Source organism: Dactylosporangium sp. NPDC051485 (assembly GCF_040682015.1).
Lineage (GTDB): Bacteria > Actinomycetota > Actinomycetes > Mycobacteriales > Micromonosporaceae > Dactylosporangium.
Genome location: NZ_JBFAZW010000051.1, coordinates 60,324 through 74,690, shown reverse-complemented (window position 1 = coordinate 74,690; position 14,367 = coordinate 60,324). Strand labels below are relative to the sequence as shown.

Below are 14,367 nucleotides of genomic sequence, written 5' to 3'. Positions count from 1 at the left end.
CACCGGCATGCCCCACCCGCCCAACACCACAACAACACATCGGCTATCAGCGATATTTGGCTCACGCCTCCGCTACCCGCGGATCCGGGTCTGAGGAGGGGGACGCCGGAAAACGGCGTCCCCTATCCGACACGTGATCGACCTCGGCGCCGCGCTCGACGAGCAGTTCTTCGACGTCGCGGTAGGACAGGTTGAACCGCAGATACCAGCGCACCGCGAGGACGATGGCCTCGGCCGGGAACCGGAACCCGGCGAACGCCGACTTCGGCGGCAGCCAGGGGCGTGGACGAATCGATGACCTCACTGTCCAAGTCTGCGTGGATCTTGCCAACGCACAACGCAACGGTCCCCCCGAGCCGCCGTGCAGCGCTGTGTTTCGATACTTCGATGCAGGCGGGCAATTCGGAGGAGCGCAGGTCGCCAGCGCTGGACGATGCGCAGGTACCGGTGTGGTCTGCCGGGTGCTCGGTGGACGACCTGTTCGTGGGGTTCGATCCGGACACCGCATCAACGTCGGAGCCGGTGGACTGGGCCCGGCGGTGGACGGTGGCGTGGCGCACCGAGGAAGGTGTGGTGAGCTGCGTGGTACGGAATCTGGATGCGCTACCGACGGCGGTGAGATGCAGCCGATGCGCCGGTTCGCCTGGAGTACCCGGCAGCGGCACCGGCCGGGGTTGCAGTTTCATGGTCAGTACTGGCCGGCATCACGGTTTCGAGAGCGGTCGACGCACTCGGCAACGGCGAGCCAGCCCGCTGGCGGGTGACGGCGAAGATCAGCCGCAGCTCGACCGCGTGCGGCAGGGACGCTCCGCGTTCGCCGAGAAGCCTTCTCACGATCCAATCGCTGTCAGCCCGGTCGGCGGCGGCTTGGGCCAGCCTTGCCGCGGCGGGGGCCGCGACCATCGCCGGAAACCGCACGCCGCGGGCGGCGAGGTGGCGGGTGGCGTCATCGATGAACCCCCGGCGCTGGGTGGGGTCGGGTCATCGAGGCTCGGCACCCGGCGCGGCCAGCGCACCCGGCGATTTCGACCCTGCGTTGCCGGTCGGCAGGCTGACCGTCGCCATCATCGGGCTCATCTCACACCGCTACCAGCCAGGTCGCCGCCGGACACCTCGCCGCCGACGAGGCGTACACCGTCTTCGCTGAGAGCGTGCTACGGGTGTGGGGTGCCGCCGGCGAAGCCGACAAAAGACCCTGATCCGATCAGCTGCGCGCACGCCGCCGAGGGTGGGCGCGTGGTCGGCGCAGCCCTGCGCCTGGCGCCGCAGTTTTGTCAAATATTGACATGCGCTCAATCGGGGTTTTCCATGTATGCATGTTTCCTCTGCCAAGGAGTGCATCGATGAGGGGTTCCCGACTGCGCAGACTGCTCCTTGCGGTTGTGTTGGCCGCCGCGGCGACCGGGTACGCGGTCGCCGCCTCGGCCGGTCCGGCCGCCGCCGACTACACCGGCACCAACCTGCCGGACTGGGCGATCGGCCCGTTCAGCCGGTACAACGCAAATCCCATTCTCACCGCGCAGGGCAGTGGCTTCGAGGCCAACGAGACGTACAACCCCGGCGTGGTGGTGCGCGGCGGCGTCTACCGGATGCTCTACCGGGGACAGCGCGGAGACACCTCCCAGATCGGGTACGCCACCAGCACCGACGGGCACACGTACACCCGATACGCCGGCAATCCGGTCATCACCAACAGCCTGCCGAACGCGACCGCCGCGGTCGAGGATCCCCGGCTCTACGAGCTCAACGGCACGTACTACACGTTCTTCACCGGCGTCCACAACGGCGGGTACGACATCAACGAGGCGACCTCGACCGACATGGTGCACTGGACCCAACTCGGCCCGATCGTCACGAACAACAAGAACGCGGCAGTGGTCACCGACCCGTCCGACCATCCGCTGCTCATCAATGGCCGCTACGTCATGTACTACGGCGGCCGGGCCTCCGGCGGCTGTGCCGGAGCGGGATGCGGTACCGGTGTCGCCTACTCGACGGACATGGTGCACTGGACCAACTTCACCCCGATTGATCTGCATCTGCCGAGCAGCTACGCCCCGGTCGAGATCTGCGTCGCGGTCACCGACTATCAGACTGTCCAGGGTGGACCGGTCAACCACAACATCGTGCTGTTCATCGCGGGCGGTCTGATGTCGCACGGCCGGTGGTTCTACGCGGTCAGCGAGATGGTCATGTCCCGCGCCGATCCGACGCGCTCGACGGGGCAGTTGACCGACGCTGTCCTCAGCCCGGCGGCGCCGTACGAGCAGAACGGCCTGACGCCGAACACGATCTTCATGAACACGATCATGTTCAACAATGGACAATGGTGGATGAACTACGGCGGCGGGGACACCGTCGTGGGGCTCGCCACCGCCCCGTTGCGCGGATCCTCAGCGGCGCAGTTCAGCTCGACCAGCCTGGAGAGCGGACAGCGGCTGCCCGACTGGGCGGACGTGGTCGACACCGACGGCGGCACCTCGGCCGGCGGCATCGCCAACGTCAACCCGATCCCCGGCTACGGCCTGTCCGGACCGGAGGCGAGCATGCGCGCCGAGATCGCACACAGCGGAACGACCGCGCTGATGTACTCCGGAAGCGCCGCCGGAGCTCCCACCGACTACGCATATCTGAAGCTGTTCGACCTCAGCACCCCGCTGACCATCGGACCCAACACCGTCCTCTCGTACTGGATCTATCCACAGGGAACGGCCCAGTCGCCGCTGGTGTCGGGGGACAACAGCAGCTGCGTCGCCATCGATGCCGATCTCACCGACGGCACGGCGCTGCGCAACACCGCAGTGACCGACCAGGGTGGTGGACGCTTGCATCCGGAGTACCAGTGCGGGCGGCTGGCGCTCGGCCAGTGGAACCACGTGACCGCCCGGCTCGGTGCACTGTCGGGCAAGCAGATCAGCCGCATCGACATCGGATTCGACCGCCCAGGCGGCGGCGGCGGGTACCGCGGCTACGTCGACGACATCAGCATCACCGGCTGACCCGGGCCCCGCCCGTCCATCCTGCTTCCGCACGCCCTTCTGCCCCCGGCGACGCCGCCTGGAGCAGAAGGGCGGTGCGCGGCCGCGCCCGCGCGCACGAGAAGTTTTGTCAAGTATTGACATACTCTTATCGAGGTCTTCCATGTATGGCATGTCTTCCGCCAAAGTCAGGGTCGCGGCGCTTGCCCTCGCGACCATTGCGAGCGTCACCACGCCGGTCCTGCTGGTCGGGGCCGGTACAGCGGCCGCGGCGCCCGTTGCGGACCCCGCCGCGATCGTCAACCCCCGCCTGGGCACCAGCCACGACGGCAACACGTTCCCCGGCGCCGACGCCCCGTTCGGCATGGTGCAGTGGAGCCCGGACACGCCCTCGCTGGCCGACGGTGGCGGGTACACCTACAGCGATACCACGATCACCGGCTTCAGCCTGACCCACCTGTCCGGGCCGGGCTGCGACGCCACCGGCGACGTGCCGATCCTGCCCACCGTCGGGGCCGTCGCCAACACCGCCAGCATCTCCTACTCGCACAGCAACGAGACGGCCAGCGCCGGCGCATACGCGGTGACCCTCGGCAACGGCGTCAAGACCGAGCTCACCGCGACCACCCGCTCCGGCATGGCCCGCTTCACGTTCCCCGCGACCGGGCAGGCCAACCTGCTGTTCAAGCTGACCGGCGCGATGACCGGCACCACCAACCCGTCGTTCACCGCGGTCAGCAACACCGAGGTGAGCGGGGCGGTGACCGCCGGCGGGTTCTGCGGCTCGGCCTACCACTACACGCTCTACTACGACGTCGTCTTCGACCGTGCCTTCTCCGCCAACAGCTTCAGCAACGGGCTCGGGTCGGTCACCTTCGACGCCTCCGCCAACCAGGTCGTGCAGGCGAAGGTCGGCATCTCCTTCGTGTCGGCGGCGGGCGCCGCGGGCAACCGCGCGGCCGAGAACGCCGGCTGGGATTTCGCCGGTACGCGTACCGCCACCCACAACGCGTGGAACACCCTGCTGAACAAGATCCAGATCAGCGGCGGGACGACCGACTCGCAGACGGTGTTCTACACGTCGCTGTACCACGCGCTGCTGCACCCGAACGTGGTCAGCGACAGCAACGGGCAGTACCGCGGCTTCGACAACGCCGTGCACACCGTGACCGCGGGGCACCAGGCACAGTACGGCAACTACTCCGGCTGGGACATCTACCGCGCCCAGGCACAGCTGTCCGCGCTCGTCGCGCCCCAGCAGATGAGCGACAGCGCCCAGTCGATGGTGAACGACTACGCGCAGGGCGGGACGCTGCCGAAGTGGTCGTTCTACAACGGCGAGACCTACGTGATGGTCGGCGACCCGGCCGACGGCATCATCGCCGGGTACTACGCCTTCGGCGCGCGCAACTTCGACACCGCCGCGGCCAAGGACGCGATGGTGCACCAGGCGACCGTCACCAACGGCGCCCGCCCGGGGCTGACCTACCTGGCCGGCCTGGGCTACCTGCCCTCCGACGGCTCGTACGGCTGCTGCAACTTCTACGGGCCGGTGTCGACGCTGCTGGAGTACAACACCGCGGACTTCGCCGTCGGCGCGTTCGCCGGAGCGCTGGGCGACACGACCACCCGCGACCAGTTCTACAACCGCGCGCAGGACTGGCGGAACATGTTCAACGCCGGCAGCGGCTTCATGCAGCCGAAGCTCGCCAACGGGGCCTGGAAGGCCGGCTTCAACCCGGCCTCCGGGGACGACTTCGTCGAGGGCACCTCGTGGCAGTACACCGGCATGGTCCCCTTCAACGTGCGCGGCCTGGCCGACGCCAAGGGCGGCAACGCGGCCATGGTGTCCTATCTGGACAGTGTGCTGGGCGCGTTCAACGGCAGCGGCGGCACCCACGCCGACCTCGGCAACGAGCCCTCGGTCGAGCTGCCGTGGGAGTACGACTACGTCGGCCAGCCGTGGAAGACCCAGGCGGTCGTGCGGCAGGTGCAGAACCAGCTGTGGCCCAACAACCCGGCCGCCTGGGGCGTCGGCAACGACGACCTCGGCACGATGAGCGCCTGGTACGTCTTCTCCGCGCTTGGCTTCTTCCCCGAGACCCCCGGCACCTCCGACCTGGCCCTGGGCAGCCCGCTGTTCACCCAGGCGATCGTGCACCTGGGCGGCGGCGGCACGATCACGATCAACGCCCCGGCCGCGGCCACCAACGCCCCCTACGTGCAAAGCCTGAAGCTCAACGGCTCCGCGTGGAACAACGCGTACCTGCCGGCGTCGTTCGCGCTCAACGGCGGAACGTTGGACTTCGTGCTCGGTACCACGGCCAACACGTCGTGGGCGACCGCCGCGTCGTCGGCTCCGCCGTCGTACAACGGCAACGGCGGCAGCCAGCCGCCCACCAACCCGGGCGGGGCGACCGGCCCGATCACCTCGGCGATCGCCGGCAAGTGCGTCGACGTCGACCACTCCGGCACCGCCGACGGCACCAAGGTGCAGCTGTGGTCGTGCAACGGCTCGCTCGCCCAGGCGTGGACGCCGGTGAACGGCACGCTGCAGGCGTTCGGCAAGTGCCTGGACGTGTCCAACAGCGGTACCGCGAACGGCACGTTGGTGCAGTTGTGGACGTGCAACGGATCCGGGGCGCAGCAGTGGGCCTACGACGGCGGCACGGGCGCGCTGCGCAACCCGCAGTCCGGCCGCTGCCTCGACGACCCGGGCTCCAGCACCACCGACGGCACGCAGCTGCAGATCTACGACTGCAACGGCACCAGCGCCCAGCACTGGACGGTCCCGCACGCCCCGACCGGCCAGATCGGCTCGGCGATCGCCGGCAAGTGCGCCGACGTCAACGGCGCCGCCACGGCCAACGGCACGAAGATCCAGATCTGGTCGTGCAACACGTCGGCCGCCCAGGTCTGGACGCTGCCCGGCGACGGCACGCTCCGCGCGCTCGGCAAGTGCATGGACGTGTCCAACAGCGGCACCGCCAACGGCTCGCTCGTGCAACTGTGGGACTGCAACAGCAGCGGCGCCCAGCAGTGGCTGTACGTTGCGGGCACCGGCGCGCTGCGCAACCCGCAATCCGGCCGCTGCCTGGACGTGCCGAAGTCGAGCACCACGGACGGCACGCAGCTGCAGATCTACGACTGCAACGGCACCAACGCCCAGCACTGGAACCTGCCCACCTGACCTGACCACCGGCATCGCCGGCCCCGGCAGGACTTCTGCTGGGGCCGGACGGTGCGTGTCGCTCGTCCCACACCCGCCGACGCGCCTGCGCAGCGCGGCCATCCGCTCGTTCATACGGTGAACTCCGCCCGGATCGCGGCGATCATCGTGCGGCAGTTCACAGCAGTACCGCGGCCAGCACCGAACCCAGCAGGGCCGCGACCGCCTCCGACGCAAGCATCGTGACCCCGCTCGCGGCGACGAGCAGTCCGGCGTTGCCGAGCGTTGCGCCCCGGGGCAGGAAGTGCAGAGCGAGCCGGGCGACGTCAACGGTGCGGAACGCACTCCGCGCCGACAAGCCCTGCATGCCATCGCGCATCACCTGGCGCCCGCCGGCGGCCCGCGACGGCGGCCGACACGCGGTCATCCCGCCGCCACCGAGGTGCACTGCCAGCGACTGCTGAGGCGAGCCCGACCCTCGGGCTGACGCCGCTCACGCCGCGTCGGCCCAGGACGAGCAGCTTCGGCAAAAAGGCAAGTTTCCTTAATGAAAACTTCCTGCTGTCTCACACGTTCGCAAGAAAAAGCGACCAAATCCAACAATTTGTCGACCGGTGGGTGCCGCATTCGGCCGCAGGAGCCGGAGCGAGCCAGGCACGTGCACGTCCCGCGCATAGCGCACCGCCAATTTGGTCGGATACGTGCCATAGAGGCACGTGAGCGCCTAGTCCACAGTGGACACTGCGCCGAATTTCGCGATTTGTCAAGCCTTGACAGAAGCCGGACATGAGAGCGAACCTCCCTCTAGGACGACGACCGCCCCACCCGACGACGCCCCGCCAGGCGCGCCCGACACCGGCCCGCGAAGCCATCGAGGGCCTCGTCTGCCTGGCGCTGACATCGTTGTCACAGTCGACGCACCCCTCCCCCCGAAACGGCAGGTTGCCGCACATGACCACAAGTTCACCCCCCACCCGCCGCCGGCGGGCCTGGCTGGCGGCGGTCGCCCTCGTCGCCGGCCTGCTCAGCGTCGTCGTCAGCGCACCGCCGGCGGCTGCCGCGGCCGGCGACTTCGTCACCGGTTTCGAGCCCGGCGATCCGCAGCCGACGTGGACGAACAGCGTCGAGAGCAGCCTGAACGTCACGGGGTACTGCTGCGGCCTGACCGCCATGGAGAGTGGCGTGCGCAACGAGACCGCGCACACCGGGACCACCGCGCTGATGTACTCGGGCTACGACACGTCCACGACCGGCTCGTACTCGTACAACCGGGTCTTCGACGTCGACATCCCGATCGGCCCGGGCAGCACGCTGTCCTACTGGGTGTATCCGCAGTCCGGCGGCAACCTCGACGTCGCCGTCGACCTCATCTTCACCGACGGCTCGAGCCTGCGCGACTCCGGCGCCGTTGACCAGCACGGCGTGCGCGTGCACCCCATGTTCCAGGGCAACGGCTCGGTGCTGTCGTTCGACACCTGGAACTACGTCACGTCGAACATCGGCGCCTACGTCGCCGGCAAGACGGTCGACCGCATCCTCATCGCCTACGACCAGCCGGCCAACACCGGCCCGTTCCGCGGCTACTTCGACGACATCTCCATCCTCGGCAGCGGCCGCCTCTCCGACTACGTCGACACCCGTCGCGGCTCGAACTCGTCGTTCAGCTACTCGCGGGGCAACACGTTCCCGGGCACGACGGTGCCCAACGGGTTCAACTTCTGGACCCCGGTGACCGACGGCAACAGCGACGGGTGGCTGTACGAGTACAACGCCACCACCGTGCAGGGCTTCGCGGTGAGCCACGAGCCGAGCCCGTGGATCGGCGACTACGGCCAGTTGCAGGTGATGCCGATGACCGGTGGGCTGAAGACGACACCGGACGCGCGCAAGTCGACGTTCAGCCACGCCAACGAGGTCGCCCGGGCGCACTACTACAAGACCCGCCTCGATACGTACGGCATCACCGCCGAGATGACCCCGACCGATCACGCCGGCGTCATGCGCTTCACGTTCCCGGCCGCGTCGGACTCGACGATCCTGTTCGACGTCATCGACAGCGCCGCCGGCTCGTTCAGCGTCGACACGAACGCGCGCACGATCTCCGGCTACGCCGACCACAAGGGCCAGCGGCTGTACTTCTCGGCGACCGTCGACGCCCCGATCACCGCGTCCGGCACCGGCGGCACCGGCTGGGTGCGGTTCGCGACCACGGCCAACCAGGCGGTGACGCTGAAGATGGGCACGTCGTGGATCAGCGTCGCGCAGGCCGCGGCCAACCTGAACCAGGAGGTCGGCGCGAAGAGCTTCGACACCGTGCGCGACGAGGCCGCCGCCGCCTGGGACGCCACGTTCAACCGGGTCGCCATCGAGGGCGCGAGCGCCGACCAGCTCACGACGTTCTATTCCAACATGTACCGGGCGTTCATGTACCCGAACAACCGCTCCGAGATGGTCGGCGGCGTCCGGAAGTACCAGAGCCCGTACGACGGCGCCGTGCACGACGGTCAGATGTACGTCAACAACGGCTTCTGGGACACGTCCCGCGCGGTGTGGCCGCTGTACACCCTGCTGACCCCGACGAAGACGGGCGAGATGCTCGACGGGTTCGTCAACGCGTACAAAACCTATGGCTGGACGCCGCGCTGGACCGGGCCCGGCTCGATCGACAGCATGGTCGGCACCAACCAGGACTTGGCCTTCGCCGACGCTTACATGAAGGGCGTGCGCAACTTCGACTACCAGGCGGCCTACGCGTCGATGGTCAAGAACGCCAGCACGTACTCCGGCGCCGGCAACAAGGGCCGCAAGGCCATCGAGCAGTCGGTCTTCAAGGGCTACGTGCCCACCGACGCGCTCGGCGAGTCGGCGTCGTGGACGCTCGAGGACGCGAACAACGACTTCGGCATCGCGCAGATGGGCCAGGCGCTCGGCTACACCGAGGACGCCGCCTACTTCCGCAACCAGGCCCTGGACTACACGAACCTCTTCTCGGCGTCCGTCGGCTTCTTCCGCGGCCGGCAGTCCAGTGGCGCGTGGCGCACGAGCGACGCGGACTTCAAGCCCAACTTGTGGGGCTGCGAGTTCACCGAGGGCGCGCCGTGGCACTACGCGACCGCCGCTCCCCAGGACCCGCAGGGCATGGCCAACCTCTACGGCGGCCGCGCCCAGCTGTCCGCGAAGATCGACGCCGTGCTCGCCGCCTCCCGCGACTTCCTGCCCGGCTGCTACGGCGGAACGATCCACGAGATGACCGAGGCCTACGACACCAACATGGGCCAGTACGCACACTCCAACGAACCCATCCACCACATGCTCTACATGTACAACTACGCCGGCACCCCGGCGAAGACTCAGAACCAGGTCCGCCGGGTGCTCACCACGCTCTACAGCTCCGGGGCCGGCACCGGCAACGGCTACCTCGGCGACGAGGACAACGGCGAGATGTCCGCCTGGTACATCTTCTCCGCCCTCGGCTTCTACCCCGCCCGAATGAGCTCGACCGACTACACCATCGGCGCGCCGCTGCACCCGAAGGCGACCGTGACCCTGGAGAACGGACGCACGTTCACCGTGACCGCCCCCGGCGTCAGCGACACCAACCGGTACATCCAATCGGCCACCCTCAACGGCGTCACCTACACGAAGAACTACCTCACCCACGCCGACCTCACCGCCGGTGGCACCCTGAACTTCGTCATGGGCCCCAACCCGTCGTCGTGGGGCACGGGCAGCAGCGACATCCCGCCGTCGCTGACCACCGGCACCACCGCGCCCAAACCGCTCGTCGACAAGGCGACCGGCAGCACCGTCACCGTCACCGCCGAGAACCCGCCCAACGAGACGAAGGCGGCCCTCGTCGACGACACGTCCATGACCAAATGGCTGGCGTTCACGAACACGGCCACCATCACCTGCCAGCTCACCGCCGGCGCGACCGTCAAGCATTACACGCTGACGTCCGCCAACGACGTCCCTGGCCGCGACCCGAAGAACTGGACCCTGCAGGGCTCCAACGACGGCAGTACTTGGACCACGGTCGACACCCGCAGCAACATCGACTTCGTCGACCGGCGCCAGACCCGGGCATTTGTCATCGCCAACAGCACCTCCTACACCCGCTACCGGCTGCAGATCACCGCCAACCACGGCGCCGCCGAAACCCAGCTGGCCGAGCTCGAGCTGCTCGGCTGAGAAGCCGCAAGGACGTGAAGGGCGGCCATCGCTGGCGGTAGCCGCCCTTCACGCGCTCGGCAAACCCACGGCAACGTCGATACGGCATCCCGAAGGCGCCGAACGCCTCGGCTGCAACCCCGCAACCCTCATGCGCTACTACACCCGCATCAATACTCACCGCTGCCGCCAAGCCGCCCACGACCTCGCCAAGCTCGTACCCCTTTTACCCCGTCTGAATCTCCCACACCCTGGAGCCACGATGTCGACCTCACGTCAGAGATCGGTCCGCCGCGCTATCGCCGGGCTTGGCGGGTTCGTCCTTGCCGCGACGGCCCTCCCCGCGTTCGTCGCGACCGCGCACGCGGCACCCGCCAAGGCCACACCCACCGCCGTCACCGCGAGCGGCGTCCCCCGTCCCGACCACGTCGTGGTCGTCGTCTTCGAGAACACGACGGCGAGTTCGATCTACGGGAACTCCCAGGCCCCGTACTTCAACCAGCTCGCGAACACCGGGGCCAAGTTCACCGACTCCGCCGCGATCGAGCACCCTTCCCAGCCCAACTACCTGGACCTGTTCTCCGGGTCCAACCAGGGAGTCACCGACGACTCCTGCCCGCACACCTTCAACACCGCCAACGTAGGCGCGCAGCTCATCGCCGCCGGACTCACCTTCACCGGCTACTCCGAAGACCTGCCCTCGGCGGGTTCGACCGTCTGCACCGCGACCGGAGCCGACGGTGGAAACTTCGCCCGCAAACACGCCCCCTGGGTGAACTTCACCAACATCCCTGCCACCGACAACCAGCCCTTCAGCGCCTTCCCCACCGACTTCACCCAGCTTCCCACCGTCTCCTGGGTTATCCCGAACCTGTGCGACGACATGCACGACTGCTCGGTCGCGACCGGCGACACCTGGCTGAAGAACCACCTCGACGCCTACGTCCGATGGGCCGACACGCACAACAGCATCCTGATCACCACCTTCGACGAGAACGACGGCTCCTCGGGCAACCAGATCGCCACCTTCTTCAACGGCCAACCCGTGAAACAAGGCCTCTACCCCGAGGCCATCAACCACTTCAGCGTCCTCCGCACCGTCGAGGACATGTACGCCCTGCCCTACGCCGGCTCGGCCGCCGGCGCCACCTCCATCACCGACATCTGGGGCACCACCGTCGCCGGACCCATCACCTCGGGGATCACCGGCAAGTGCGCCGACGACAACCACCAAGGCACGACCAACGGCACCAAGATCCAGCTGTGGTCCTGCAACGGCTCCATCGCGCAGCAGTTCACGCTGCGCGCTGGCGGCAGTCTGGGCGTCATGGGCAAGTGCATGGATGTGACGTCCAGCGGCACCGCCAACGGTACGAAGGTGCAGCTGTACGACTGCAACGGAACCGGCGCACAGGTATGGAAGCAGACTGCGAACGGCTCGCTGCTGAACCCGCACTCCGGCCGCTGCCTCGACGACCCGGGCAGCAGCACCACTGACGGAACGCAGCTGCAGATCTACGACTGCAACGGCACCAACGCGCAGAAGTGGAGCCTGCCGTGACATGCCTCGACCATCTATCAGGCGGCAGCGAATCTTGCAGCCACACGACTGGGCTTCCCCCCGGGATGTGGACACCGGGTTATGCCGCGATCTGTTGCAGGGTAGCTGATGTGAGGGTTCGTTCGTAGTCGGCTGGGCTGTGGTAGCCGAGGGCTGAGTGGCGTCGGCGGTGGTTGTAGAAGGCGATCCAGCGGAATCCGTCACGGCGGGCGTCGGCTTCGGATGCCCAGGTGTGATGGTCGACGTCGAGTTCGCGTTTCAGGGTGGCGAAGAACGCCTCGGCGAGGGCGTTGTCATACGATTAACCGGCTAACTGGGCTGGTTCCTGGTGTTGGCCGGTTAATGTTTGGTCACGTCACAGTGTTCTTTGTTTGCCGATTCTGCGGAGTTGTTCTTCATGGTGGCGGACGCGGGTGGCGACGACTTCGAGGGCGGTGCGTAGCGCCGCGATGTCGGCGGCCAGGCCGGTGAGGGTTCCGGCGTGTGTGGTGCGGTGGCGGTGTTCCTCGATGAGTGCGCGCAGTGTCGGGTTGCGGTAGAGGGTGGTGCGGCCGAGGCCGCTGCGTGCGGCGACCTGGGTGAAGGTGACGGGCTGGTGGTCGGCGATGAGGTCGGCGCAGGCTTGTTCGACTCTGTGGATGGTGTCGGTGGTGGTCATCCGGCTTGGGCCTGTTCGATGAGGGTGTCGAGCCGGGCGATGAGCTTGTGGTGGCGTGCGGCTTCGGTGATCCAGCCGCGTTCCTCGGCGTCTTGGGCGAGAGCGTGGGCGTCGACGCGTTGGGCTGCGAGCACGGGCAGGGAGCTGGCGTCGGAGTGGAAGCTGGGGCAGTGTTCGCAGATGTTGGCGTAGGTGCAGGCGCCTTGGGCTGGTGCGCGCAGGCAGAATCCTCCGGCCAATCGGGATTTGATCAATGGTGTGGTCTTCCAGTCTGCGCCTCGGGTGATGTCGGCCAGGGGCAGGCTGGTCCGGGCGGTCGCCGGGATGCCGGCGCGTTGTTTGGCCAGGGTCAGCGCGCGTTCGTATTCCTCGCGGATGGTGGTGTCGAAGAGGCGCCCGTAGCGCAGGCTCATCTCGGCGGACACGTGGCCGAGCAACGCCATCAGGGCTTGCAGCGACACTCCGGCGTTGACCAGCGCGGTGGCGTAGGTGTGGCGGAGTTGGTGGGGTGTCGTGTGGCCGAGGCCGGCGGTGTCGGCGGCCCGTTCCAGTTCGTCGCGGACGGCGTTTTGGGATAGGCGTCGCCCGTGGTGGGTGAACAGGAACTGTGCGGGGCGCCGGTATCGCGGGTGCGGCAACGGTTGTCCCGGGGAGCGGATGGCGATGATGTGGTCGATCAGGTCGAGGATGTCGTCGTCGAGTGGGACCATGCGTTCGGATTCGAGTTTGCCGAGCGGGACTTTCAGCCATGCGCCTTGTTCGGGGACTTCGTGGACGCAGTCGAGTTCCAGGTCGAGGAGTTCGCCGATGCGCAGTCCGCAGGAGCGTTGCAGCCGCAGCGCGCAGGCGGCCAGTTCGTTGCCGGGGCCGGGCCGTTGCAGTTCCTCGGTGAGCCGCCGGTCGGCGTCGATGGGCAGGTAGCGGGGCAGGACTCTGGGGAGTTTGGGGATGTCGTCGCGGAACACCAGCCGTCGTGGTGGGGCGTCGGGCCAGCCCCACTCGGTGATGTCGGTGAGGAACCCTGCCAGGGCGAGGACGCGGCGGGAGCGTTCAGCGACGGAGATGACCTCGTTGGTCTTGGTGTTGACGGCGTCGACCTGCGCCGACAGGTAGGGCTCGATGTGACGGCATCGTTGCAGGTCGGCGATCGACTGCAGCGCCGGGTCGGTGGCGGTGAGGAAGACGCCGAAGTGCATCAATCGGGTGGCCAGGGAGGAGACCGTCTTCGGTGCGCAGGTCGCTCGTTTGCGTTCGAGGTAGGCGACCAACGCCGTGCGGATGGGTGGGGTGACCCCGCGCAGCCGGTCGGTGAAGGCGATCGCGCCCGTACGGCCCGGTGGGGCCGACATGATCTGCAGGTGGAACAGCACCCTGCGGGTGTTACTGAGTGCGGCCTCGTAGTGTCGCCAGCCTTTGCCGGTGCGTTCCGCGCGTTGCGCGCAGGCGGCGGCGAAGTCGTCAAGGTCTTGCGCGGTAAGACGGTTCAGCGGCCGGCCGGTCTGGATCAGCAGACGGGCGGGAACCTGGGAGGCGTTGGCCACCGCGACGCGTTCGCTGAAGCCCAGCTGCGCCGCAGCGGTCAGGAAGACGGTCAGGTCGGCTCCGACCGTGCAGCCTTTCACCTCCCGCCAGATGCTGGAGAATTTCCGCTCCAGCAGATAGTCATAGCCAGGCCGCAGACCGCCGTGCAGGATCAGGAATGTGATCAGCGGCCGGGTCGAACCGTTGGCCGCCAACCGAACCGTCAACGGCTCGGCCGCCCACGCAGCGGGATCCGGCCATCTGGTGAAGAATGTGCGGGCCGCCGTCCAGTACGCGGTGTTCCCGCGAC

At 67.9% G+C, this 14,367-nt stretch carries 7 protein-coding genes and 2 pseudogenes; 4 read left to right on the top strand and 5 right to left on the bottom strand.

The window, feature by feature from the left end:
* Positions 1 to 133 precede the first annotated feature (133 nt).
* Positions 134 to 274: pseudogene (locus tag AB0M46_RS27095) on the bottom strand (IS6 family transposase); the annotation flags it as partial.
* Positions 275 to 1,343: 1,069 nt separating this feature from the next.
* On the opposite strand from AB0M46_RS27095, the gene AB0M46_RS27090 reads away from it, so the two are divergent.
* Positions 1,344 to 2,999, top strand: a complete 1,656-nt coding sequence (locus AB0M46_RS27090) for a hypothetical protein (protein ID WP_363340282.1) — start codon at positions 1,344 to 1,346, stop codon at positions 2,997 to 2,999.
* A 151-nt stretch (positions 3,000 to 3,150) separates the two neighbouring features.
* Positions 3,151 to 6,168, top strand: a complete 3,018-nt coding sequence (locus tag AB0M46_RS27085) for a lectin (protein ID WP_363340280.1) — start codon at positions 3,151 to 3,153, stop codon at positions 6,166 to 6,168.
* Positions 6,169 to 6,325: 157 nt separating this feature from the next.
* Here AB0M46_RS27085 and AB0M46_RS27080 read toward each other — a convergent pair whose 3' ends face one another.
* Complete coding sequence (locus tag AB0M46_RS27080) at positions 6,326 to 6,574, bottom strand: hypothetical protein (RefSeq protein WP_363340278.1); 249 nt, start codon at positions 6,572 to 6,574, stop codon at positions 6,326 to 6,328.
* A 524-nt stretch (positions 6,575 to 7,098) separates the two neighbouring features.
* On the opposite strand from AB0M46_RS27080, the gene AB0M46_RS27075 reads away from it, so the two are divergent.
* Together AB0M46_RS27075 and AB0M46_RS27070 are read left to right on the top strand one after the other, a co-directional pair.
* On the top strand, positions 7,099 to 10,338 hold the full coding sequence (locus AB0M46_RS27075) for a GH92 family glycosyl hydrolase (protein ID WP_363340276.1): 3,240 nt from the start codon (positions 7,099 to 7,101) through the stop codon (positions 10,336 to 10,338).
* A 241-nt stretch (positions 10,339 to 10,579) separates the two neighbouring features.
* Complete coding sequence (locus tag AB0M46_RS27070; RefSeq protein ID WP_363340275.1) at positions 10,580 to 11,878, top strand: alkaline phosphatase family protein; 1,299 nt, start codon at positions 10,580 to 10,582, stop codon at positions 11,876 to 11,878.
* Positions 11,879 to 11,957: 79 nt separating this feature from the next.
* Here the strand turns inward: AB0M46_RS27070 and AB0M46_RS27065 are convergent.
* The 3 genes and pseudogenes from AB0M46_RS27065 to AB0M46_RS27055 all read right to left on the bottom strand — a co-directional run.
* A pseudogene (locus AB0M46_RS27065) lies at positions 11,958 to 12,164 on the bottom strand (integrase core domain-containing protein); the annotation flags it as partial.
* 69 nt (positions 12,165 to 12,233) lie between these two features.
* Complete coding sequence (locus AB0M46_RS27060; RefSeq protein WP_363340273.1) at positions 12,234 to 12,536, bottom strand: DUF6262 family protein; 303 nt, start codon at positions 12,534 to 12,536, stop codon at positions 12,234 to 12,236.
* Positions 12,533 to 14,272, bottom strand: a complete 1,740-nt coding sequence (locus AB0M46_RS27055; RefSeq protein ID WP_363340271.1) for a tyrosine-type recombinase/integrase — start codon at positions 14,270 to 14,272, stop codon at positions 12,533 to 12,535. Before AB0M46_RS27055 ends, AB0M46_RS27060 begins: the two co-directional genes overlap by 4 nt.
* Positions 14,273 to 14,367: the final 95 nt, after the last annotated feature.